Below are 22,879 nucleotides of genomic sequence, written 5' to 3' on the forward strand. Positions count from 1 at the left end.
AGGGATGCGCAGCCGTCAGGCAAAATGCAGCGACCGCAGCAATCTTAGAACATCGTGGAGAATTGGACTACGGCGAACAGGGGGTCGGATTGCCGAGAGTATCTCGTACTCTCCGTGTGCGAGACCCCGCTCTTCCGCCGACGACGTGTGCGGGTTACGGAATGGCTGAACTGCACAGACAGGCTGTGCAGTTCCCGCTGGTCAACCGAGGTCAACAAGCGGCACAGGTTTGAAGAGGCGGTTCAGGAGGCTACTGACCGGCAGCGGCCAGCTTTCGCTCTTTCGCCTCCAGCACTTCGAGGCGCTTCTGCTCCGCCCGCGCGCGTGCCTGTTCTGCTCGTTCTTCACGCAGAGAGATCCCTGCGCTGGCTCTTGCCTCTCGAGCTTTGGAAGCCTGCAGCGCCAGACGCTGTTGTTCGAAAGCCCGTTGCTGCATGGCAGCAATTCTGGCTTGGTGAAACGCCTGTTGCTGCATCATCGCCTGCATCTGCTGTTGAGCGGCGAACTGGCCGACCATGTTAACGGCCGCCATGTTTGCCCCACCGCCCGCGCTGAAGCCCGGGCCCCCGACGCCTCCTCCGAAGCCGGCAGCCCCAGATGAAGGTCCACCTCCACCACCGCTGCTTCCTCCACCGCCGTTCATGCACTGGGCATGCACCGCCGATGCTGTCAGACACAGCACGACCGAGGCACAGAGCACATGCCTCCCCCACGACAAAATGGACCGACGCACCATCATCGTTTCCTCCTTCTCGCATCGAGAAATTGAAGATCAGTCCACGGCGCCCCGGCTGGCATCAGCTGCGGGATGGCAACGCCGAGGATCAGAGAAGGAAACGGAAACAGGTTTCCCGCTTCAACAACACGATTTCAATTCGAAGTTGAAATGCGTTCGGACGCAGTCGATGTGTGAACATCGCGAATCGGGAGACTGACGTCTCCCACTCGCTGATTATCGCCCGTTTTTCAGCTTGTAGACGTAGGCCAGAATCTCAGCCACAGCCCGGAAGTATTCCAGCGGAATCTCTTTGCCAACATCCGCGAGCGCGTACAGAGCCCGGGTGAGCGGCTTTCGTTCCAGAACCGGAACGCCGTGTTCACGGGCAACATCCGCAATGCGACGGGCAAACGCCCCGCTCCCCTTGGCCACCACCTTCGGCGCTTTCATCACACCGGATTCGTATCGCAGTGCCACCGCATAGTGAGTCGGATTTGTAATGACGACCGTGGCCTTGGGAACGTCCTGAAGCGTCTTCCGCTGAGCGGCGTCCCGCTGCATCCGTCGAATCCGTGCCTTGATCTGCGGATCCCCGTTCTCAGCCTTGTTTTCATCTTTGACTTCATCACGCGTCATCCGCAGCTTCTGTTCGTTTCGCCACCAGCGGAACCCGTAGTCGGCCGCGCCCCACGTCAGAGCAGCCCCGGCCATCGACGTCATCAGCTGCACAATCATGTCCCAGCCGAGCTGCACCGAATGCTCGAGTGATCCATGGGCGTCACGCTGAATCGATTTCTGCCAGGCGAAGAACAGCACTCCGGTGATACAGCCCAGAGTGGCGACTTTCACCACAGCCAGCAGACCTTTGACCAGACTGTCGAGCGACCAGAGCCGCTGAAATCCCTGCACCAGATCCAGCTTCTGCCAATTGGGTGAAAGCGGTTTTGTGGTGATCAGAAATCCGGTCTGAATCTGCGAGAGCACCAGATTGACCCCGAGAAAGACGATCGATGCGGTCCCGGCAACCACCCAGAGATGGCTCACAAGCCAGCCGACGGCCATCTGCGTCGAACCGACTCCCCAGCTTTCACCGGAGAGATTCAGGATGCGGGACTTGAGGAGTTGCTGCATCTGGGTCGCCATTGTCGGCACCATCCAGATGGCAGCGACAGCCACCAGAGAAATCGCCACAGCGCTGTTCAGGTCCGGACTGAAGACGACCTGTCCATCCTCGCGGGCTTTTTCGCGCCGTTGCGGTGTTGGATCTTCTGTCTTGTTGTCGTCAAATCCCTCGGACATGGCGGTGGGCGGCTAAGTGGCTAGAGAGGAATAGAAAGTACGAAATCCGAATTTCGAAATCCGAAACAAGCACCAAGTTCGAAATCTGAAATTGGAAAGAGTGTCTCCTGAGTCAACTGGCTTTGGGTATTGGTGCTTTGAGTTTGTTTCGTATTTGATGCTTCGAATTTCGGATTTTATTCCAACCTACAGTCCCGAAAACCGAACAAAACTCTGCAGCGAGTGAACCATCCCCGCGAGCATGCTCGGCAGGAACCAGATCATTCCACCCAGTCCGACGATCAACCGGATCGGGCCGCCAAACGTGAACAGATTGAACTGCGGTGTCTGTCGCATGATGAACAGCGTGGCAACCATGCAGGCGAAGAGGATGATCCCCACGGGTGCTGCGATTCCCAGCCCCAGATGAGTGGTCTTTAAAATGCTGCCGATAATCCATGACTGCTCGGGCAGCACCCAGGTGCGTCCCAGCGGAAAGGCATCAAAACTGACATTGAACAGCCGCAGAAACTCGTGGTGCATGTTCGAACCGAAGAAGAACAGCACCGCAGCCACTTCCAGAAGCTGCGACACGACATTGGATTCGCCCGGTTCTGTCGCGGAGGTCACCGCTGCCATCGTCAGACCCATTTCCTGAACAATGTAAGCTCCCGCAACCCGGACCGGAACGAGAATCAGTCCCAGCAGCCACCCGAGGGCTGCCCCGAACATCGTTTCCCGAATGCCGAGCCAGACAAGCAACATCCAGTTGTCGGTCACCGCAGGATTCAGACTGAGGGCCACTCCCGGGATCACCTTTGCCCCCCAGAGTGCAGTGAGGGCAACAACCAGTCCGACTTTGACCGTATTGGGAACGTTCGCCCCCGAAAAAGGGGGAAGAAATGCCACGAAGCCACCCACGCGCAGGAAGACGAGCAACAGCGCCAGGGCCAGGGCAGTGATCACTGAACCGCCTCCAGCATGTGATAGATCATGCGTGAGGTGAAGCCCATCGCCATCTTCAGGCTCCAGGGCAATGTCACCATCATCACCACCGCCACGCCGATAATGCGTGGAGCGAATGACAGCGTCTGCTCCTGAATACTCGTGACTGTCTGCAGAACGCTGATGACGCCGCCGATCAGAAGACTGGCTGCCACGGAAGGAAGCGTCAGCACCAGAGCTGTGAGCAACAGATCTCGCAGGATGCTGGCAGTCTGCATCACGTCCATGTGAGTTTTCCCATGACAGCTGAAAGGGATTCAGGCGGGGTTGTGTGACATTTCGACAGGAAACGCAATCTCAATCCGGACGAATCACCGGCGAGCGGCGGTCTTTGCCGGAGGTCGTTTCAGGTTCCGAAACTTCTCAATGAGCAGCTGCACCAGCTTGGGGTCATCGATCGCAGAAAGGATCTTGGCCGCTTCCCGTTCTTCCAGGTTGCGAAGAATCTGCACGGCAATCTCCAGTTGCTGTTCGCCGTCATTGGCCATCGACTTCAGCACTTCCGCAGCTTTCTCCGGCTCCATGCTCTGGATCCATTGCGAGAGCCGCTTGGTGTTATCCATGTGTTCTTCGTCGATCTCGACCCGTTCATGCTTGATCTGCTGCATTTCCTCAGCTGCATTGGCCTGATCCTGCAGGAACTGCGAACGGGTCTGTTTGAGTTTCTCAATCAGCATCTCAGCCTGTTTGAGCTGCTCCGCGACCTGCACGCGCAGTCCATCGATCTCCTTGCGTTCACCCTCAATATCCGCCTGGGCCAGCTGGTGCTGAACGCGGCGCTTCTGCAGCGCCTCTTCCTGCAACTTCACCTGATTCTCGCGCTCCTTCACTCCCATGCCGTAACGCAGGAGCTCTTCCACGCTCATTTCGCGAGGACGAATCGGGACAGGCATCTGCCCGTCAACAGGCCCTTTGGTCAGGACGCCTCGCACGGGGGGAGGATTCGTCAGGGAGAGGGCGGGAGCACCGTGCGAATCTCCGTGCCCGTCTGTCGATGCTGCAGCATGGCCATGTGCTTCCGCCGCAGGGCTACTTTCAGAATGTGAGTCTGACGCATGTAAACTCGAAGCGGCCGCATGTGAGCCGTGTGACCCCGAACTCGCGTGTGCCCCGTGACTGCTCCCGGACGATGCCCCATGGCCGGACTTGCCCAGGACGTTGTTCTGAACATACCACGATCCGCCCGCTGCCAATGCGAACATCGCCACACCAAATCCCAGCATTGCCAAGATCTTAACCATGGATGCCTACCTCGTTTTCCATAAGTTCCGGCTGCTTCCACCGGAAGATGGCGACATCGTCCATCGCCTGCTGTTGTTCCTGCAGCATGTCGCGACGATACGCTTCCTTTTGTTTCTCGATCAGTCGTTCGAGCCGTTCGACCTTGGAATGAGCGGACTGATATTTCGACCGGGCAACTTCAAACACCTGCTCCGCTTTCAGGCAGTCGTTCTGAGCTGTCGTCACTCGATCGGACGCTGCCCCCAGATGCTGATGCAGACCCAGAATGACTGTTGACTGGCGGGCCTGCAGCATCGCCCGGTTAACATCTCTGCGAGCGGTTTCCAGTTCGTCGATCGCAACTTCCACCCGCGTTTGTGCAGTCATCCAGGTCGATTTCGCGCGCGCCATCTCCAGCTCTGCCATACGGCTTTGCTGCCGGCAGATCTCATGGACTTTCTGGAGACTGGATCGAAATCGTTTCATCGTGAGTGAACTCAACGAACCAAAAACTCAGGGAACTTCTCACGCAGCTTTTGGCGTCGTCCCTGATGTCTTCAATTTGAACATTGCATCAAGCATCTGCGGGAAAGGGGTCGCCCGTCCGATCTCCTGTTTGAGAAACGCCAGGATCTGCGGCATCAACTGAATGGCTTCATCGATCTGGGGCGAGGCCCCTTTCTGATACATCCCGAGCTGAATCAGGTCAGAAACATCTTCGTATGTCGCGAGAATCTGACGCATCTTCTGGGCCGCCTGCTGATGCTCTTCCGACGTCACTTCCCGGAAGAGTCGGCTCAGGCTGTGAAGCACATCTACAGCGGGATACTGACCACGGGATGCGATCTTGCGGCTCAGGACGATATGGCCATCGAGAATCGACCGGGCTGCATCGGCGATCGGCTCGTCCATGTCATCTCCATCCACCAGCACCGTAATCAGTCCGGTGATCGAGCCGACATCGTCATTGCCGAGCTTCTCCAGCGTCCCCGCCAGTAACGTGTAGACAGAAGGAGGATAGCCACGCGTGCCGGGGGGCTCGCCCCGCAGCAGCCCCAGTTCCCGCTGGGCGAAGGCCAGCCGGGTCAAGCTGTCCAGAAAGAACAGCACATTTGAACCGCGCGACCGGAAATCATCAGCGATCGCCAGAGCACTGCGGACCGCCTGAATTCTCATCAACGGCGTTTCATCAGAGGTCGCCACCACCACAACGCTGCGACGACGTCCTTCTTCACCCAGACAATCTTCCAGAAAAGGGAGCACTTCGCGACCGCGTTCACCCACCAGGCAGATGACGTTCAGGTCGGACGTTGCATGCTTGGCGATTTCCCCCATCAGCGTGCTTTTTCCGACGCCGCTGCCGGCGAAGAGTCCAACCCGCTGTCCCTGACCGATCGTCAGCAGACCGTCAATGACGCGTTGTCCGGTGACCAGCGGCTGTGTGATTCGCTGACGTTGAAGGGCCGAGGGAGTTTCCTGATCGACCGGTTTCCATCGTCGTACGGAGAGAGGACCGGCATTGTCGATCGGCTGTCCCAGCCCATTGAGAACTCTTCCCAGAAGTGAATGACCAACGGGGACCGACACCCGCCGTCCCATGGCGATCACTTCACAGCCAGGTTTGAGACCGGTGCTGTGATTGAAGCTCATGATCTGCGACTGTTCATCCTGAACTCCGACGACTTCAGCCAGCAGCCGTTCATCATCAGCGGTACGAACTTCACAGATTTCTCCGATCGCGGCCGGAACGCGGGCGGTCAGCATCTCCTGCACGCTACGCAGTCTCCCTGCGGTCCGGAAAACGTCGCAGCGACTGGCCTTCGACTTGAGAGCGGCGACGTTCAATCTGAGTGTCATCCAATTCCTCCATCCAGTGACGACGAATTTCCGAAAGCCGCAGGCTGATGTCCGAAACCTGCATCCGCCCCGCATCGTTTTCCACCCGGCAGCCACCGCGGGCCACTCCGGGATCGGCTCGTAAGGAGACCTGATCAGCACGCCAGGGTGCCGGCTGCTGTGCCAGTCGCCGTTGCAGAAGTTCCAGATCTTTGGGGTGCAGTGAAACGACAGGAGCGGAGTCGATCCCCATGGCAGAAATGGCCTGCTCCACGAGCTTCTCGACTCCAAACTGATCCTGAGAAATCGCCTCGAAGACCAGATGCGAGGCGACGGAGATGGCCAGCTCCAGAGCGACCTGCTGCAGTTCGCCCAGGGACTGCTGGCGTCGCTGATCAAGGACGTCGAGGCTCGCGGCGATCGACTCGAGCAACGGACGGATGTCCGGTGGAGGAGGCGGGGCCGTTGTGACCGGCTGCCCTGACTCATTGGGGAAACTGGCTGCGACGGGGGCGGGCACAGGGCGCTGCGGCGCCGGGGGGGCAGGTCGCTCGATCGAATTTGTGCAACCTCGTAATCGAACATCGACGGGGATGTCCGACCAGAAGATTTGCTGACGGTGCATAATTGCGTCCTTGCCATTAATCCGCTTCCTGCTCCGATTCCGCGATTGCCTGAACCATGAGCTGACGCGAAGCCTGCAGCTGCGAACCGGAAACGTTGCGACGGAAGGACAGTTCTTCCTGCAATGCCGTCCGTGCCCGCTTGGAGAGGTTGTTCATAATCCTGTCCACCAGTCTCTCGTCCGCTGCGAACAGAGCCGTTGAGAGCGTCGAGGAATCGACCCGTGAGAGAACTTTCTGAATCTGGGCGTCCTCCAGATTCAAAAGGTCGTCGAACTGATACAGAGCCTGATTGATCAGAGCTGCCTGGGCGGGATCCTGTGCTTCCAGGGTTTTCAGGATTTGACGTCGTTTGCTTTTCTCGGTCGCGCGGAGCACATCCACCATGCGCTGGACATTGTCGTCATTCTTGCGAGGCTCTGCCGGGAGCGAGATCGCCCGTTCCACAATCGTGCTGGCGATCCTGCGCAGAATGATCTCCGGAGCGCGCGGGTCACGGCTCATTTCCCGGACGACGTTTTCCCTCTTCTCTTCCGGAAGCAGCCCCAGGATCTGGGCCACGCGTTTGGGAGAAACCACTTTTAACAGCAGGGCGACCGTCCGCGGCTGTTCGGATTCAAGGGCTCCGGACAGCTGGTACATGTTCATCTTTTCCAGATCGACCAGCGCGTCTCCGGAAAGAGTATAGACCGGCTGCGTCGACTGCTCGTCGCCCACCCCTTCGGAATCTTCAGGATCGTCTCCCTGATGCAGTTTGAGGCCGCCGGCTGGCGTCGCGAGAGCGAAACTGAAAAAGCGTTCAAACTCGTCAATCACCTGTGTCTGCTTGCGCAATGGAGGGGGCGAGGCAGAGACATCCTTCAGACGGTTCCGCAACAGCGAAGTGGTCTGCGGGTCAAGACATGCCAGCACCTGCTCGGCCGCTTCAGGTCCGAGGACGTGCAGTAATGTCAGAACGCGTTCTTCGCGAGTATTGGTCAGGGCCGCTGCCACTGTTCGAATCCGGGTTGAGTTTTATTTGGCTGTGAGAGTTTGAAGGGAGGATGTTTCGCAGGCTGCCGTCAGGAGGCTCTTCGCTGAGAAGGTCGGACTTCCGCAGGTTCCGCCAGCCAGGACCGGATAACTGTCGCTACTGCTTCGGGATTCTGAATCGCCTGCTGCGAAAGATCTGCGACCTTCAGGACGACCTCGGCAGGCATTGTTTCCTTGCTCTCAGCTTCGACGACGATCGGCTGCATGCGACGGATCACCAGCAGTCCCAGAACGAGCGCCACAATGGCTGCCAGTCCCAGAGAAATGTTGTGCAGCAAGGGAGCGTACTTCTCCCATGTTGTGTTCGTGGTGACCGGGGCAATCAGGTTCAGATTCCCCACCAGCGGAGCCGCAATCACTTCAATCTCATCCTGCCGGGCAGCATCAAAACCGACCGCCTGCTTGATGATCTTTTCAATCTGAGCGGTGGTGACGACTGCATTCGAAGCCTGCCCGTTCTCCCCGGAAGCCCCGTCGGGAAGCTGAACAACCGCAGCGACGGTCAGACGGCTGATCCGCCCGGGGACACGGTGAACCGTATCCTCGATCTTGGCATTCTCATACTGGGTCGTGTTGCTTTGAACTTTGGTGGTCGGGGGGGAACTGCCTACATCGGCTTTGAACGCGAGCTTGTCCATATGGTCCGGCGGCAGTCCAACCGTTCCCTTGGCCTGCTTCGTCCCGCCGATGGACGATTCGGAGTGAACGGTCTCCGACACTTTCACCTTGGCATCGGGATCGTACTTGATCTCTTTGGTCTGCGTATCAGTAAAGTCAATATCAGCCGTCACACGCACCACAGCATGGCCAGGGCCCAGCATCTGCGTGAGGATCGCTTCTGCCTTGGAAGAGAGATCTGACTCAACCCGGCTGCGATAGCTGAGCTGGCCGGTGACGTCCGCTTCCATTCCGGTCGAGGCCGAGAGCAGGCGGCCACTGGTATCGAGGACGGAGACATTTTCCGGGTCCAGGTTTTCGACACTGTGAGCCACCAGCGAAACGATCGAACGTGCATCCGTCGCAGAGAACAGCGCGTTCGGCTGCAGGTCGAGAATCACGCTTGCTTTGGCAGGGGCACGGTTCCGAATGAACGGACTCGATTCACCGGGGGTCAGGTGCACAGTCGCACCTCGCACACTTCCCAGCTGCATGATCGAACGGGAGAGACGGGTTTCCAGCTGACGCGTCATCCGGGCCTGATACAGAGTCGGGTCGGACCAGATCCCCTCGCTGATCTCGGGAGTCTCCTGCGTCGTCGTTGTCAGAACATCTTTGAGCGCCAGTCGGGTTCTGCTCAGAGAACTCTTCGGAACGCTGACCGAAGAACCGGCGTAATTCAGCTTGTAGCTGATGTTCTCACTCTCGAGCACGCTGACGACTTCCGCAGCCTGTTGCGGGCTCATCCGATCCGAAACGACGACATATTCCGGCGTGGTCGCCCAGAAGCCGACACCGCAGATTGTCGTGACAGACACCACCAGCGCAGCGACCATGCCGGCTCTCTGGCCCGCATTCCAGCGGCCCCAGAGCGCCTGCAGCTGAGTCGTCAAATTGTTCAAAACGTCCATGACATCTGCCTAGAACAGCGGGCTGCCGAAGATTCACACCTGCATCCGCATCACATCCTGATAGGCGGCAATCAGTTTATCCCTGACTTCCATCACGAGTCGAAACGCCACATCCGCCTTTGCGACGTTGATGGCCACATCATGGATGTTTTCCACTTCCCCGGTGAGAAGCTTGTTCATGTCCTGTGTGACCACCTGCTGCGACTGATCCACTTCCGAGAGCATCTGCGACATCAATTGCGAAAATGATGTCCCTCCCGCGGGCCGCGCAGCAGCATGTCCTGCCTCAACTTTGAGTGCAGGACCGCCGTTGACCGGAGATGTTGCCGAGTGGATCTGCATCAGCCTGTCGCCCTCATCAGGGACAGGGCCTGTTCAGCCATCTGTCGAAACGTCTGCAGCGATTTCAAATTGGCTTCATAGGCCCGGTTGGCCGTCATCAGATCGATCATTTCGGTCGGCAGGGCCACGTTCGGCATTTCGACAAAGCCTTCCGCGTCTGCATCCGGATGCCCGGGCATGTGCACCCGTGGGAGCGGGGTGCTGTCCGGCTGCACTCCCACGACCTGCACACCGTTCATGGCGGCAATGGTCTGTGGAGCGGACTGACCCCCGCCAGCTGCGGTTTCGTCCATCACCGCAGCGAAGACCACCTGCTGACGCCGATACGCCCCGCCGGCTGCGGAGCTGGTCGAATGCGCGTTCGCAATATTGTTGGCAGCCACTTCCATGCGGAGCCGTTCTGCCGTGAGTCCGGAGCCCGCGATGGATGTTGCGGAGAAAAGATTTCCCATCCCCATTGAATGCCCCCAGTCAGCCGCTTACCTGTGAATCAATTTCCTGAAACAAGTCGCACGTCCCGAAGCCGTCAGCTGGTCGCTCGTCGCATCAGATCAAACTGGCTCGACATAATCTGTGAGTAGGTCTGAAAGAGCATGGCGTTGCGGTTGAGCTGTCCAATTTCCCGGTCGATATCGACGTTGTTGCCGTCGGAACGTTCGTTCAGTCCCTTTTCCTGGACGACAACGGGACGGGGAACGTCCGTCGCCCCCTTGTCTCCCCCTTTCAGATGCGCTGCCAGCAGATCTTCAAACTGAACATCCAGGCGGTGGTATCCCGGGGTGTTGACGTTGGCGAGGTTCTGGCTGATGACGCCATGCCTGAGCTGAGCCGCTCCCATAAGCTGGCTCAAGTGGTCAATCTGCGGTGGGAGTGGAAACATGAGAGTTCTTTCACGCCGACACGGATGTCTGGTTAAAACATGGCGCCTCTTCCTCCCAATCGGCATAACCGGACTGAAATCTTTCTGGAAAAGAATCTTTCTTTTTCGAAAGCGGGACGACCTGCACCGAATTCCCCTTCCTGCCCGGCACAAATAACCGCATCGCGACTATTCATCGCAGACATCGCAATCTCTCCAAATGGTTTCCCGCGCATTCCCCCCTCGAGACGTGTGGGCTTTTCACCACATTGTGAGCAAAAAATCATCATCCCCCTTCGATTGGAGATATGGATAAGCAGGAGAATTTAGAGATACGAGGCGACCCCGCGGACTTACGAGGGGACTGCGGAGTCGCATCGGAAATGACCAGTGAAATCGACTTGCCCGGATCGCTGATGAGAACAGGCGACGTGGTCCGCTGATATTTCAGCCCGCGTCGGACCCGCCTCAAACACGCGATCGATGATTTATTTTTCGCGGCAGTTGAACGATTGATTCAGTTTGCCAGTCGCGTCCCCGCCGCGAACAGATGGTTATTAAGACTTTGGAAAATCGCATGGACAGCCAGCTTCAGAGACTTTCACATTTACCGTCGCTTCCGACAGTCGCGGTTCAGCTTTTAAAAATGTTCGCGGACCCCGAAGTCAGCATCTCTGATGTCGTGTACGTTCTGCAGACTGACCCCGCCCTGTCCGGAAAGATTCTCAAGGCCGCCAACACCTCCCAGTTCGGGATGAAACGTCCTGTCAGCGATCTCCAGCGGGCAGTGGTGCTGCTGGGAAAGAAGTCCGTGATGGCGCTGGCGCTGGGCTTTTCGCTCGCTGAAGCCAGCATGTCCACCGGACCGCATGCGAATCTGTACTCCGACTTCTGGTTTCAGTCGCTGGTCCGCGGCTGCGCAGCTTCCCTGATCGCAGAAAACTACTCCAAGGTGGATGCCGGAGAAGCATTCACGATCGGTCTACTCGCCCGGATCGGTCGTCTGGCGATGTTGAACTGCGACCGCGATCGATTTGTCGCGTGTATTCAGAAAGCACAGGAAACCGGGGAGTCGCTGGATCTGCTGGAAGAGCAGTCGGCCAGCATTACCTCCATGCAGGTGACAATGCATCTGCTGCGGGAATGGAAGCTTCCCCCCCATTGTGTCGAAGCCGTCGGCCAGATGAATGTCTCGCTGGAGGAAGCCTGCGAAAACCGTCTTTCTGACGCACTGACTTTGACAGACGTCCTCCGGATTTCCGCAGCCTTCGCGGAGTTCTTCAGCGGTGAAAACCGGGGACTCGCCATCGCCAAGATCTATGAACTTTGCTGTACCCTGCTTGGTGAAACCGAGGAAGAGGTGAACCAGCTCGTCGATAAAGTCCGCGAAGAACTCGACCACCACAGCGACCTGTTCAGTGTCGACATGTCGAAGGTCGGTTCTCCCATGGAACTGCTTTCACAGGCAATGGGACAGCTCTCCATCCTGGCGGCCAATGCCTCCATGAACCGTGACGACGTCCCCCCCACATCGTCTTCCACCGAAATGCAGGAAGAGAATGGCCGACTCCGCAAACGAGTGCTGGAGCTGACTCAGTCTTCCATCACCGACGGACTTACCACCCTGTACAACCGCACCTACCTGACGCAGCACCTGCAGGAGCGAATCTCCAAAAGTGCTGAGCATCCGACCCAGCTGGGAGTCATTTTCGTGGATGTTGACCACTTCAAGAAGGTCAACGACACCCACGGGCATCTGGTCGGCGATGAAGCATTGCGAGTCGTCGCCCGGCTCCTGAAGGATGCTGTGCGGGAAACCGACATTGTCGCCCGTTATGGTGGTGAAGAATTCGTGATTGTGATGTCCGTTGCGGATGCTGCCGGCCTGTCACGACTGGCGGAACGCATCCGTGCGACCATCGAGGCCCAGACCATCGTCTGCGGGACCGTCCGGCTTCGCATCACAGCCAGCTTTGGCGGGTGCCTCGCCACTCCCAATGGATACTGTCCGGAGTTGGCAGGACGTATCCTCGAATCGGCCGATGCCGCCATGTACGCATCCAAGCGGAACGGGCGAAACCGCGTTACCATCGTGCCCGATCCTGTCACCATCGATTCCGTTGATCGCAAGCTGCAGCATGCGTGACCCACTCATACTCTGACAAAGACAACAGCAATAACCCTCGAACATCCTGATTTCCAAAGACTGACTTTTCCTGCAAACCACACACGATCCCGGCTGGCCGGGGAACGACGTTGACCGCCGACTGTCATGGCATCCATCACTCCACATGATCAACAACTGCTCGCCTGTCTGGCCGAGCTCGAATGGGACGGGGAATCGCAGCTGCCGATTCCACCTCAGTCGGTGATCGACTTTTCCGCGCGGGCGCGACAGCCGGACATCACCGTCCGAGCCCTCGCTGCGGTTGTGGAATGTGAGCCTGCACTGACTGCGGAACTCCTGCGCAACGTGAACTCCTGCGTTCGCGGTCTGCGACACAAAGTCGATTCCGTCGCCCAGGCCATTGCCCTGCTCGGAATCCCCACCAGCAATACCATTCTGCTAACGAGTGCTCTGTCCAATGCGGTTGAGCGAATCGATTCTCCACTCCTCTCGCCGGCAGACTTTCGCCGCGAAACCGTGGAACGGGCGATCTTCTCCCGTGAAGTCGCCCGTCAGATGGGACTGGACCAGACCGTCGCCTACACCGCTGCGATGCTGCAGGACATTCTCCTCCCTCTGCTGACGGCGCGGCACCAGATCGACTATCACGAGTATCTGCATCAGTCCGAACACGAATCGCTGGTCAGCTTTGAGCGGGAGCGATTCGGATGGACGCATCCCGAGATCACCGCAAAAACTCTGTTGAAGTGGGGCTTCTCCGAAACGCTGGCCCTGGCGGTTCTCAAACATCACGACTCCCCTGAACAACTGCTGGTCGGCAGCACCGAAGTCCCGATGTCGTTCCCCGTGGGCTGTTCCGCTTTGCTGATGGACATGATGCGTCAGTCGCCGGATGGCGTGACCCGCCTGATCGACCTGCATGCCATCGACCGACGCTTTCACGTCATGGACGTTGCCCTGTCCGTCGACGAATCGGTGAAAGAACTCAGCACGTCTCTGCACAATCCGGTTTCCCTGGTGCATCGGCTGCAGAATGCCATGCTGGACCAGCTGGAACATCGCCGTCGCCAGACCGTCTCTCCCGGACGGCAGTTCGGCAACTATGTGCTCGAAGAGAAACTCAAAGAAAGCAGCATGGGAGCCATCTTCCGCGCCCGGCACATTCGGCTCAGAAGACCAGCTGCGGTCAAGATCCTGCGAGCTGAACGCACGAACCGGGAGTCCATCGCGCAGTTCGAACAGGAAGTTCAACTCACGTCCAGACTCCGTCACCCGAACACGGTTTCCATCTTCGACTACGGCCACACTCCCGATGACCTGTTCTATTACGCGATGGAACTTGTCGAAGGACTGACACTTGCCGATCTGGTGAAATTCAGCGGACGAGTGCCGGACGGACGGGTCCTGTCCATTCTGCAGCAGACCTGCGGCTCACTCGCTGAAGCACACGAATTGAACCTTGTGCACCGGGACATCAAGCCCGAGAACATCATGATCTCGCAGCGGTCCAACCGCCCGGATCATGTGACGGTACTCGACTTCGGACTGGTCACGACCGTCAATCCCGAAAGCGGCTCGCTGACCGATTCGACCCGAGGAGTGATTGGAACTCCGTTGTACATGTCGCCGGAAGCGGCACAGGGGCGCGAGAACATCTGCCCCCGCAGCGACCTGTATTCCATTGCCGCGGTCGGATACTACCTGCTCACCGGGACACCGCTGTTCACCGGCCGGACTGTCCTCGACGTTCTGCATCAGCACATGCGGTCCACTCCACTCACGCCGACAGAACGCTGCGATGCCGGCGTCTGCCCGGAGCTGGAAAAACTCCTCATGAAATGCCTGCAGAAGAATCCCGAAGACCGCCTCCCTTCCGCACTCGCACTCTCGGAAGCCCTGTCACGCTGCGTTCCGATGACCCCCTGGACACCTGAAGACGCTCGAGAATGGTGGCGGGACTATCAGGATCATCAGCGAGAGCAGAACGAGACGAGCCCCGGCGAAGAGGACCTGTTTGCTTCCACCCTGGTCTCAACGAACCTCGGTGCTCTCTCCCAGCTGGACCAGACCGTCATCGCTCAGGAATGATTCGATCGCTTCCGGGCTGTCAATCACGATTGAAGCTGACAGTCTCGCATCAAAGCAGGACACCAATGGCAATTCCGGCGAGCATGACAGCGGTGGCACTGGCGAGCTGCCACATGCGGCCCAGTTCCGGAGTCTCTTCGTCCGACAGGGCCGCACGACTTCCGATCCATTTCAGGATTGAGCTGGGAATCTTCATTGTCAGATTGCCGACCACGATCCACTCCAGAAAACGGGAGATCTGCGAAGCTGCGCGGATCGGCAGGAGCAGACAGATGTTGATCATCCCTGGCACATAGAACTCGGATCGAGCCAGACGGCGCACGCTTTCCCAGCGATCCCCCGATGGCCCGGCCTGATACCCCGGTTCCCGCCACGTCCGCGACACAACAAGCCCGATCAACATCAGAATCCCCGCCACATCCGGGCGGACAAGACTCAGCGAAGGACTCAGGTTCAGCCAGTACGGTCCCAGGATGGCACCCGCGACGATCACCACTGTCAGCATGGCCCACACCAGCCACCCCGCTGCACTGATTCCCGTGGAAGGAACGCTGAGAGTCGGTTCATCGACGCTCTGTTCATTCAGCTGTGTCTCACGGAAGAGGACGATCGCAATGAGAAGTTGGCTGAACATCGCTCCCGCGAGCAGAAGCGACTTGCTCAATGGGGGCATTTCGGCGTGATTCCAGACATTGGAGAATGTCTCCTCCTGCCCCAGAATTCCGACGCAGAGCAAGACGACACAGGCCGTCAGAATCACGGATGCGACACGGATACTCCCATGTCGGCCTTTCAACTGTCCCAGCCCCAGCGTAATGAACGTCAACAGCCAGATCTGGCAAAGGGTCAACGAAAACCGTTCCCCAGCTGCGGCTGCATTCGCTCCCAATCCGAGCCAGATCAGTCCCAGTTGTGCAGAGGCGATATGCACCATCCGGGCGGGGCCTCGCGCGCCTCCCCAGGCCATGAGACTCAGGATGAATGCTGAAAGGCCGCCAGCCCCAGTGAGCAGAAGAAGCGTGGCATCGAACGAAAGGAGCAACGGAAACCAGCGATGCAGCAGAATCATCGCCGGTCCGAATCCAAACGCAATGACCCAGGCGGCGTCGCGGTAATTCCTCGCTGCCGGAGCAGTCCAACTGAGCAATGGGTACATCCCGCAGCGAAGCAGAATTGACCCCACCATCAGGGACAGAGCCGAGTCACATAACGCAGTCCCACCCGCGGTCAGTTGATTCAAGATTGTCGGATCGCCAATCCGGTGCAGTTCGGTCGTCGGCAGCACCATTCCCAGCGAAGCCAGTCCCAGCAGCCAGAGCAGATCTGCGATAGTGAACCAGATCAGGCATCCGGCAGCGGAGCGGGTCCGCTCGCTGTCCGTGGTTTCCCGTCCCAGCACCAGAGCGAGCATCCAACCGGAAAAGCTGATTGCTCCCAACTGAACCCAGGCATTCTGCGAAATGGCAACAACCTGCACCGCTGCGACCAGGAGGAGTCCTCCCCAGGCTTCGCGACGTTTCGCTTCGGGAAACGTTCCGGGAGCCTGCGGCCAGTTCAGAATGGAGAGGAGAAAAACAACGGATGCCGGAAGCCAGCAGACCGCCAGGCTGTCGTTGAACTGCAAACCACTCAACATGATGAAAGTGCTGGCCGGAGAACTTCCTGTCGCCCCCCAGAAGCCAACCAGGACAGCCGCTGAAAGCAACGTTCCCCACAGCACTCCGCGGTGAAACGTTCGGCGAAACGTGACGTCCCACAGCAGGATGAGTGCGGCTGCGAGGAGGCAGGTGAGCGGAAATGCGAGTGAAGTCAGCTCGGCAGAGTGCAGCAGATTCATTGTGCCCTTCCTTGCGGCGACTAACTATAAGTCACAACACTGCAAACGTTTAAGAATGTAAAAGACTGTTCGGAATAATCAGAAATTGCCAGCCCCAGAGGATCTGTTATCATAAATTTCCGAACAAAATTGAAATCTCGCTGCTGCAAGGTTCGCGGAAAATCTGTATTATTCTTCCCCCCAGAGGTCCATTTTCGCTCCGCAGCTCGGGAGCCCATGCGACGCGAGGGAAACCGCGTCAGCACGTTGAGTACCACCTTCATCCCTGAAAAAGCTGATGGAAGTGGTGCGTTTGGACCCTGCAAGGGACTGCCTTCTTCACACTGGATTCGCATTCATGCGTCGTCAAAACATTCGAAACATCGCTATCATTGCACACGTTGACCACGGCAAAACCACGCTGGTGGACGCCCTCCTGCGGCAGAGCGGTCAGTTCCGCGATACCCAGCTGCAGGGCGATTGCATTCTGGACTCCAACGATCTGGAACGCGAGCGAGGAATCACGATTCTCGCGAAGAACATCGCGGTGGAATACAAAGGGGTCAAGATCAACATCATCGACACCCCGGGCCACTCCGATTTCGGCGGGGAAGTCGAACGCGTTCTGAAGATGGCCGACGGAGCTCTCATCCTCGTTGACGCCTTTGAAGGCCCCAAGCCGCAGACCCGCTTCGTGCTCAGCAAGGCACTCGAAGTCGGCCTCAAGCCGATTATCGTCGTCAACAAGATCGACCGCCCGGACTGCCGCCCGGAAGACGTGATCCTGGAAACGGTCCACCTGATCGAAGAACTCGGACACGAAGACTCTCTCGAGATCCCCTACATCTTCGCCAGCGGTCGCTCGGGATATGCCTCCCACGACCCGACGGCGCGTTCCGGGGATATCCTCCCGCTTCTGGACATGGTGCTGGAACACATCCCGGGACCGATTGCGAACGTCGAAGCCCCGTTCCAGATGATGACCACATCGCTGACATGGTCGAACTATGTCGGTCGAATTGTGATTGGCCGAATCAACAACGGCCGGATTCGTCCGGGAACCAAAGTCGCCATCATGAAGGCCGACGGTTCGACCAAGACCGCGACCGTGGAAACAGTGGAACTGTTCGACAAACTTGGAAAAGTCACTGCCGAGATGGCTGAAGCGGGGGACATCGTCGCCCTCACCGGCCTGGGCGATGCCGAGATCGGAGATACTCTCGCCGATCCCGCCAATCCGGTTGCCCTGCCCCGTATCACCGTGGACGAACCGACCCTCTCCATGGTCTTCACCATCAATTCGTCTCCGCTCACCGGTCGCAGCGGCGGCAAGTTCCTGACCAGTCGCCACCTGCGTGAGCGTCTGCAGCGTGAATTGCAGTCCAACGTCGCCTTGCGGGTCGAAGATGGAGATTCGAAAGAGACCTTCCGCGTCTCCGGCCGCGGGCTGCTGCATCTGTCGATTCTGATCGAGACCATGCGTCGTGAAGGGTTCGAAATCTCCGTCGGCAAGCCGGAAGTGATCCGCAAAGAGATCGATGGCAAGTGGCACGAGCCGTTCGAAATCCTGGAAGTGGACGTTCCCAGCACCGACGTCGGAACCGTGATTGAAGTGGTCGCTGGCCGGAAGGGACAGATGACCGACCTGACCGGCGGTGTCGGAACCCATTCACATATCGTCTTCAATATCCCGGCTCGCGGATTGATCGGACTGCGAACCCGGTTGCTCAACGCGACCAAGGGAGAAGCCATCATCCATCACCGCTTCGACGGATACAAACTGATGGAAGGGGACATCCCCCGCCGCAAGAACGGTGTTCTGATCTCTCAGGACGACGGCAAAGTCACCGCCTACGCCCTGTGGAAACTGCAGGAACGTTCGGAACTGTTCGTTGCTCCGGGAACGGATGTGTACGAGGGCATGGTCGTCGGCGAGAACTCCCGCGACAACGACCTTGTCGTCAATCCCGTTCGTGAAAAGAAACTCACGAACATGCGTGCTTCAGGCTCCGATGAAAACATCATGCTCGCCCCTCCTCGCGACATGTCGCTGGAGATGGCCCTTGAGTACATCGAAGCGGACGAGTACGTGGAAGTGACCCCGGAAGCCATCCGCCTGCGGAAAATCTGGCTGAAGGAAACCGACCGCAAGCGCAGCCACCGTGTGGCGACTGCGTGAGCCGGCCCAGCAACCGTGAAAACCACGACGACACGCCTCCCCAGAGGCGTGTCGTTTTTTCATTGGGACGCTGCACCAGCAATACACCCGGAGTGGTGAGTCAGGGTCCAGAGATCCTTGAAACGCTCAGCCGGAAATCTGCTCTGGACTCTCTGCTCTTCGCTCCGGACTTCCTCAGTTTCAGAAGGCAGTCTCCAGCGAGTGTCATCCAGCTGCATTCCCCATTTCTCCCGCAGGGTCTAAACTGGTCCCTGCATGAACGAAACGACACAACCATCTCTGGAGGAACTGTCCCATCGCGTTGAACAGACAATGCTGACGGACCGCCTGCAGCTGCGCAACGCACTCTCCACAATCCGGCATCTCCGGCAACAGGGAAAACCGTTTGACCGGAAGCTGGCCCGGCTGCTGTCCGAGCTGGAACCGTCTGAGAAGCGGTTCCGCACCCGCTGCGAGAAGCTGCCGAAGATCGACTACGACAATCAGCTGCCGATCTTCGAAAAGAAACAGGAGATCATCGACGCCCTGTCACAGCATCAGGTGATCGTCGTCTGCGGCGAGACCGGTTCGGGAAAGTCGACACAGCTGCCGAAGATCTGCCTGGAAGCGGGACGCGGGATTGCCGGGATGATCGGGCACACGCAGCCACGTCGAATCGCTGCCAGAAGCGTGGCGGACCGCGTGGCAGAAGAACTGGGATCCCGGGTCGGCGAAGCGGTCGCTTTCAAGATCCGCTTCACAGATACCACGTCGCCCCGCACCTACATCAAGCTGATGACCGACGGCATTCTGCTGGCCGAAACTCAATCAGACCGATTTCTCAATCTGTATGACACGATCATCATCGATGAAGCCCATGAACGCTCGCTGAACATCGATTTTCTGCTGGGATACATCAAGCGGATCCTGCCCAGCCGTCCCGAGCTGCGGGTGATCATCACCTCCGCCACCATCGACGCCCAGCGATTCGCACAGTTCTTCGGCAAGGAAGCGGCCCCTGCACCAATCATTGAAGTCTCCGGACGAACATACCCGGTCGAGATCCGCTATCGACCACCGGTCGAAGATGAAGGCGAGATCGACTGGCAACGCGCCACTGCCGATGCCTGCGAAGATCTGATTCTCGAAGGGCCGGGAGACATTCTCGTTTTCATGCCGACCGAGCGGGATATCCGTGAAACCGCCCGCGTGCTGCAGGGGCGAAAGTTCGGCGGAATCGGAAATCAGGTCGAGATTCTCCCGCTGTTCGGGCGTCTTTCTGAAAAGGAACAGCACCGCGTATTCGAATCGCATCCGGGTCGAAGAATCGTCATTGCGACGAATGTGGCAGAATCATCACTGACGGTCCCCGGCATTGTGTATGTCGTCGATCCCGGAACCGCCCGCATCAGTCGATTCTCCACAGCCTCCCAGGTTCAGCGACTTCCGGTCGAACCCATTTCACAGGCATCTGCGAATCAGCGGGCCGGACGATGCGGCCGTGTCGCGCCCGGGATCTGTGTGCGACTGTATTCGCCCGAAGACTTCGCAGGTCGGGACGCGTATACGCCACCGGAGATTCAACGTACCAATCTGGCCTCCGTTCTCCTGCAGATGAAGGCGCTCCACCTCGGACGGATTGAAGACTTTCCGTTTCTGGAGCCCCCCAGTTCGGGAGCTGTCCGATCCGGATTGAAGACGCTGTTCGAACTGCATGCCATTGACGATCAGGAAGAACTGACGTCCATCGGCAAAGCAATGTCGAAACTTCCTGTCGACCCTCGCATCGGTCGGATGATCCTGGCAGCAGCAGACGAACACTGCCTGGAAGAGCTGCTGATCATTGCCTCGGCACTGGAGCAGCGTGACCCTCGTGACCGTCCGCTGGACAAGCAGCAGGCGGCCGACGCCGCCCATCAGAAATTCAAGCACGAGCGTTCGGACTTCCTCTCGCTATTGAAGCTCTGGGACTTCTACACCGACCTGGAAGAGAAGCTTTCCGGAAGCAAGCTGCGAAAGGCCTGCCTGCAGAATTTTCTTTCGTACAACCGGATGAGGGAGTGGAAGGAACTGCATCGACAGCTGCGCGAGATCGCGATCGATCACGGCATCAAGCCGACCGAACGGCGGAATCAGGAAGATTCTATCCATCGCGCGATTCTCGCCGGCGTACTGGCGAATATCGCCCTGCGCAGCGAGACCCATGAATACACAGGATCCGGTGGCCAGAAGCTGTTTCTCTGGCCGGGGTCCGTTGCATTCGCTGGCAAGCCGAAATGGATCATGGCCGGCGAACTCGTGGAGACAACACGACGATTCGCCCGCATGGTCGCCCCCATTCAGCCGCAGTGGATTGAACGGCTGGCTGACCATCTCGTCAAAAAAACCTACAGCGAACCGCACTGGGATTCGAAGAGTGCCTCGGTCAAGGCATTTGAAAAAGTGCTGCTGTTCGGGCTGCCGGTCGTCCCCCGTCGTGAATGCCGGTACGGCCACATCGACCCCAAGGTCAGCCGGGAGATGTTTATTCAGCATGCACTGGTCGAAGGGGACTTTCAGACGACAGGAGAGTTCTTCAAGCACAATGCTCAGCTGAAAGCGGAGATGTCCGAGTGGCAGGCGAAGCTGCGACAGGGATCGCACTTTGTCGGAGAAGAGACAGAGTACGATTTCTACGATCAGCGTATTCCCGCCGACGTCTTCGACGGTCCAACGTTTGAGAAGTGGCGGAAGCAGACGGAAGCTCATCATCCCAAGCTTCTGTGGATGACACGTGAAGATCTGATGGTGGATGACGATGCTGCTCCCCGTCAGGCAGCGTTTCCGGATCAGCTGAAGATCGGGACCATGCAGATTCCGGTGGAATATCATCTTGAGCCGGGTGCTGCCGACGACGGCGTCACGCTGCTGGTCCCGCCCGAGGGATTGAATCAGCTTTCCACGGAGAATCTCAGCTGGCTCGTCCCGGGACTGCTCGAAGAGAAGATTGCTGCACTCATCAAGACGCTTCCAAAGAACCTGCGGACGTTGTTCGTCCCGGTCCCGGAGACCGCTGCCGATCTCGCCAAAGAGCTGGAATACGGAAAAGGGGATTTGCTCTCGAAGTTGTCCGAGGCACTTCGAAAGCGATCCGGAGAGTATGTCCCGGTCGAAGCATTTGAACCCGCCAGGCTGCCTGAACACCTGAAGTTCAACATTAAGGTCGTCAATCAGAAAGGGGAGACTCTCGCATCGGGACGGAGTCTGCCAGAACTGAAGTCGCAAAACAATCAGCAGCAGTCCCAGGCGATTCAGCAGATCACCGATCAGAAGTGGCAGCGGGACAACATCACTGCATGGAACTTCGGTGATCTCCCTGAGCAGATCCAGCTGGTGCGAAACGGAGTGACCGTCGTTGCGTTCCCCATGCTGGTTCTTGGCGAAAAGGGAATCTCCTTACGACTGGCCGATACGCGCCTGACCGCAGCCGCTTCAACCCGCCGGGCACTCGTGAAGATGTTTCTGCTCAGCGACGAAAAGAAGCTCGCCGAACAGGTCAAGAACCTGCCGAAGATCGATCAACTCAGCGTACTGGCCCTCGCACTCGAAGACGGAAAACAGTTTCGACAGCACCTCGCCTGGCGACTCGCGGAAGCGGCGTTGTTCCGAACAGAATCCATCCCCAAGTCTGAGGTGGAGTGGAATGTCCGTCTCAAGCAGGCACGCGGCTTGATTTCCATTGCAGCTCAGGATCTGCAGGCGGTTCTCGGTCCACTGTTCGCCGAACTGTCATCGGTGCGGCGGCTCGTCGAGAAGAAGCATCCCCCGGCGCTGGCCCCGCTGATTCAGGACCTGAAACAGCAATATGCCGAGCTCACGTTCTCCGGCTTTCTGGCAGAGGTTCCTCTCACATGGCTGCAGCATTACCCCCGGTATCTGCAGGCAATGACGCATCGATTCGAGAAAGCGACAGCGGGTGGCTTTCAGAAGGATCGAAAACTTCAGGAGCAGATCGCTCCGCACTGGAGACGTTCGCTGCATGCCCGCGAACAACTGGGGGTGAGCTGGCTGTCACACCAACAGCTGGTCCTCTATCGATTCCTGATTGAAGAGTTTCGAGTCTCACTGTTCGCCCAGCAGTTGCGAACGGCAGTCAGTGTTTCAGAAAAACGGCTGAACGAGCTGTGGAAGGAACTGGCCTGAGCGAAGCGTTTCAGGCTGCAGCATT

Annotated in this window: 18 protein-coding genes; 4 read left to right on the forward strand and 14 right to left on the reverse strand. The window is 58.2% G+C overall.

The features are described from left to right. Positions 1–250 precede the first annotated feature (250 nt). From SH661x_RS22455 to flgB, 13 genes are all read right to left on the reverse strand, one after another. Positions 251–739 carry a hypothetical protein gene (locus tag SH661x_RS22455; RefSeq protein WP_437226259.1) on the reverse strand — a complete coding sequence of 163 codons (489 nt, stop codon included), beginning with the start codon at positions 737–739 and terminating at the stop codon, positions 251–253. 213 nt (positions 740–952) lie between these two features. Further along, positions 953–2,017, reverse strand: a complete 1,065-nt coding sequence (gene flhB / locus SH661x_RS22460) for a flagellar biosynthesis protein FlhB (RefSeq protein ID WP_437226261.1) — start codon at positions 2,015–2,017, stop codon at positions 953–955. Between the two features lie 186 nt (positions 2,018–2,203). Beyond that, on the reverse strand, positions 2,204–2,962 hold the full coding sequence (locus tag SH661x_RS22465) for a flagellar biosynthetic protein FliR (protein WP_437226263.1): 759 nt from the start codon (positions 2,960–2,962) through the stop codon (positions 2,204–2,206). After that, positions 2,959–3,228 (reverse strand): flagellar biosynthetic protein FliQ, encoded by a 270-nt coding sequence (locus SH661x_RS22470; protein ID WP_437226265.1) that lies wholly within the window; start codon positions 3,226–3,228, stop codon positions 2,959–2,961. The genes SH661x_RS22465 and SH661x_RS22470 overlap by 4 nt, the downstream gene beginning before the upstream one ends. A gap of 84 nt (positions 3,229–3,312) precedes the next feature. Then, complete coding sequence (locus SH661x_RS22475; RefSeq protein WP_437226267.1) at positions 3,313–4,242, reverse strand: hypothetical protein; 930 nt, start codon at positions 4,240–4,242, stop codon at positions 3,313–3,315. Continuing rightward, positions 4,235–4,708 carry a flagellar export protein FliJ gene (locus tag SH661x_RS22480; RefSeq protein ID WP_437226269.1) on the reverse strand — a complete coding sequence of 158 codons (474 nt, stop codon included), beginning with the start codon at positions 4,706–4,708 and terminating at the stop codon, positions 4,235–4,237. The genes SH661x_RS22475 and SH661x_RS22480 overlap by 8 nt, the downstream gene beginning before the upstream one ends. A 39-nt stretch (positions 4,709–4,747) precedes the next feature. Beyond that, positions 4,748–6,079: a FliI/YscN family ATPase gene (locus SH661x_RS22485; protein ID WP_437226271.1), complete on the reverse strand. Its 1,332-nt coding sequence runs from the start codon at positions 6,077–6,079 to the stop codon at positions 4,748–4,750. Then, positions 5,997–6,683 (reverse strand): FliH/SctL family protein, encoded by a 687-nt coding sequence (locus SH661x_RS22490; RefSeq protein WP_437226273.1) that lies wholly within the window; start codon positions 6,681–6,683, stop codon positions 5,997–5,999. Before SH661x_RS22490 ends, SH661x_RS22485 begins: the two co-directional genes overlap by 83 nt. Positions 6,684–6,699: 16 nt before the next feature. Then, entirely contained in the window at positions 6,700–7,674 is a 975-nt protein-coding gene (locus tag SH661x_RS22495; protein ID WP_437226275.1) for a FliG C-terminal domain-containing protein, read from the reverse strand. A 68-nt stretch (positions 7,675–7,742) separates the two neighbouring features. Continuing rightward, the gene (gene fliF / locus SH661x_RS22500; RefSeq protein WP_437226277.1) at positions 7,743–9,281 is read right to left on the reverse strand and encodes a flagellar basal-body MS-ring/collar protein FliF; all 1,539 of its coding nucleotides are present in this window, start codon (positions 9,279–9,281) and stop codon (positions 7,743–7,745) included. Positions 9,282–9,314: 33 nt separating this feature from the next. Further along, entirely contained in the window at positions 9,315–9,623 is a 309-nt protein-coding gene (gene fliE, locus SH661x_RS22505) for a flagellar hook-basal body complex protein FliE (protein WP_437226279.1), read from the reverse strand. Then, positions 9,623–10,075 carry a flagellar basal body rod protein FlgC gene (flgC, locus tag SH661x_RS22510; protein WP_437226280.1) on the reverse strand — a complete coding sequence of 151 codons (453 nt, stop codon included), beginning with the start codon at positions 10,073–10,075 and terminating at the stop codon, positions 9,623–9,625. Before flgC ends, fliE begins: the two co-directional genes overlap by 1 nt. A gap of 74 nt (positions 10,076–10,149) precedes the next feature. After that, a complete protein-coding gene (gene flgB / locus SH661x_RS22515; protein WP_437226282.1) occupies positions 10,150–10,503 on the reverse strand; it encodes a flagellar basal body rod protein FlgB in 354 nt (117 codons plus the stop codon). A gap of 556 nt (positions 10,504–11,059) precedes the next feature. On the opposite strand from flgB, the gene SH661x_RS22520 reads away from it, so the two are divergent. Both SH661x_RS22520 and SH661x_RS22525 read left to right on the forward strand, forming a co-directional pair. Continuing rightward, entirely contained in the window at positions 11,060–12,628 is a 1,569-nt protein-coding gene (locus SH661x_RS22520; RefSeq protein WP_437226284.1) for a sensor domain-containing diguanylate cyclase, read from the forward strand. Positions 12,629–12,754: 126 nt separating this feature from the next. Continuing rightward, positions 12,755–14,698 (forward strand): protein kinase domain-containing protein, encoded by a 1,944-nt coding sequence (locus tag SH661x_RS22525; protein WP_437226286.1) that lies wholly within the window; start codon positions 12,755–12,757, stop codon positions 14,696–14,698. A 49-nt stretch (positions 14,699–14,747) separates the two neighbouring features. On the opposite strand, the gene SH661x_RS22530 is transcribed toward SH661x_RS22525, so the two are convergent. Continuing rightward, positions 14,748–16,535, reverse strand: coding sequence for a hypothetical protein (locus SH661x_RS22530; RefSeq protein ID WP_437226288.1), 1,788 nt, complete (start codon positions 16,533–16,535; stop codon positions 14,748–14,750). 337 nt (positions 16,536–16,872) lie between these two features. Between SH661x_RS22530 and typA the strand changes: the two genes are divergently transcribed. Beyond that, positions 16,873–18,693 carry a translational GTPase TypA gene (gene typA, locus SH661x_RS22535; RefSeq protein ID WP_437226290.1) on the forward strand — a complete coding sequence of 607 codons (1,821 nt, stop codon included), beginning with the start codon at positions 16,873–16,875 and terminating at the stop codon, positions 18,691–18,693. 255 nt (positions 18,694–18,948) lie between these two features. Next, the gene (hrpA, locus tag SH661x_RS22540) at positions 18,949–22,854 is read left to right on the forward strand and encodes an ATP-dependent RNA helicase HrpA (RefSeq protein ID WP_437226292.1); all 3,906 of its coding nucleotides are present in this window, start codon (positions 18,949–18,951) and stop codon (positions 22,852–22,854) included. Positions 22,855–22,879: the final 25 nt, after the last annotated feature.

It is taken from the genome of Planctomicrobium stercoris (assembly GCF_051465655.1).
In the GTDB taxonomy this organism is placed as follows: domain Bacteria; phylum Planctomycetota; class Planctomycetia; order Planctomycetales; family Planctomycetaceae; genus Planctomicrobium.

What these genes read in the sequence shown, in the direction of transcription:
- SH661x_RS22520 (WP_437226284.1), top strand. Translation starts at nt 11,060, where the DNA reads ATGGACAGCCAGCTTCAGAGACTTTCACATTTACCGTCGCTTCCGACA.
- typA (WP_437226290.1), top strand. Translation starts at nt 16,873, where the DNA reads ATGCGTCGTCAAAACATTCGAAACATCGCTATCATTGCACACGTTGAC.
- fliF (WP_437226277.1), bottom strand. Translation starts at nt 9,281, where the DNA reads ATGGACGTTTTGAACAATTTGACGACTCAGCTGCAGGCGCTCTGGGGC.
- SH661x_RS22480 (WP_437226269.1), bottom strand. Translation starts at nt 4,708, where the DNA reads ATGAAACGATTTCGATCCAGTCTCCAGAAAGTCCATGAGATCTGCCGG.
- fliE (WP_437226279.1), bottom strand. Translation starts at nt 9,623, where the DNA reads ATGCAGATCCACTCGGCAACATCTCCGGTCAACGGCGGTCCTGCACTC.
- SH661x_RS22455 (WP_437226259.1), bottom strand. Translation starts at nt 739, where the DNA reads ATGATGGTGCGTCGGTCCATTTTGTCGTGGGGGAGGCATGTGCTCTGT.
- flgC (WP_437226280.1), bottom strand. Translation starts at nt 10,075, where the DNA reads ATGGGAAATCTTTTCTCCGCAACATCCATCGCGGGCTCCGGACTCACG.
- SH661x_RS22525 (WP_437226286.1), top strand. Translation starts at nt 12,755, where the DNA reads ATGGCATCCATCACTCCACATGATCAACAACTGCTCGCCTGTCTGGCC.
- SH661x_RS22485 (WP_437226271.1), bottom strand. Translation starts at nt 6,079, where the DNA reads ATGACACTCAGATTGAACGTCGCCGCTCTCAAGTCGAAGGCCAGTCGC.
- SH661x_RS22530 (WP_437226288.1), bottom strand. Translation starts at nt 16,535, where the DNA reads ATGAATCTGCTGCACTCTGCCGAGCTGACTTCACTCGCATTTCCGCTC.
- SH661x_RS22470 (WP_437226265.1), bottom strand. Translation starts at nt 3,228, where the DNA reads ATGGACGTGATGCAGACTGCCAGCATCCTGCGAGATCTGTTGCTCACA.
- flhB (WP_437226261.1), bottom strand. Translation starts at nt 2,017, where the DNA reads ATGTCCGAGGGATTTGACGACAACAAGACAGAAGATCCAACACCGCAA.
- SH661x_RS22490 (WP_437226273.1), bottom strand. Translation starts at nt 6,683, where the DNA reads ATGCACCGTCAGCAAATCTTCTGGTCGGACATCCCCGTCGATGTTCGA.
- hrpA (WP_437226292.1), top strand. Translation starts at nt 18,949, where the DNA reads ATGAACGAAACGACACAACCATCTCTGGAGGAACTGTCCCATCGCGTT.
- SH661x_RS22475 (WP_437226267.1), bottom strand. Translation starts at nt 4,242, where the DNA reads ATGGTTAAGATCTTGGCAATGCTGGGATTTGGTGTGGCGATGTTCGCA.
- flgB (WP_437226282.1), bottom strand. Translation starts at nt 10,503, where the DNA reads ATGTTTCCACTCCCACCGCAGATTGACCACTTGAGCCAGCTTATGGGA.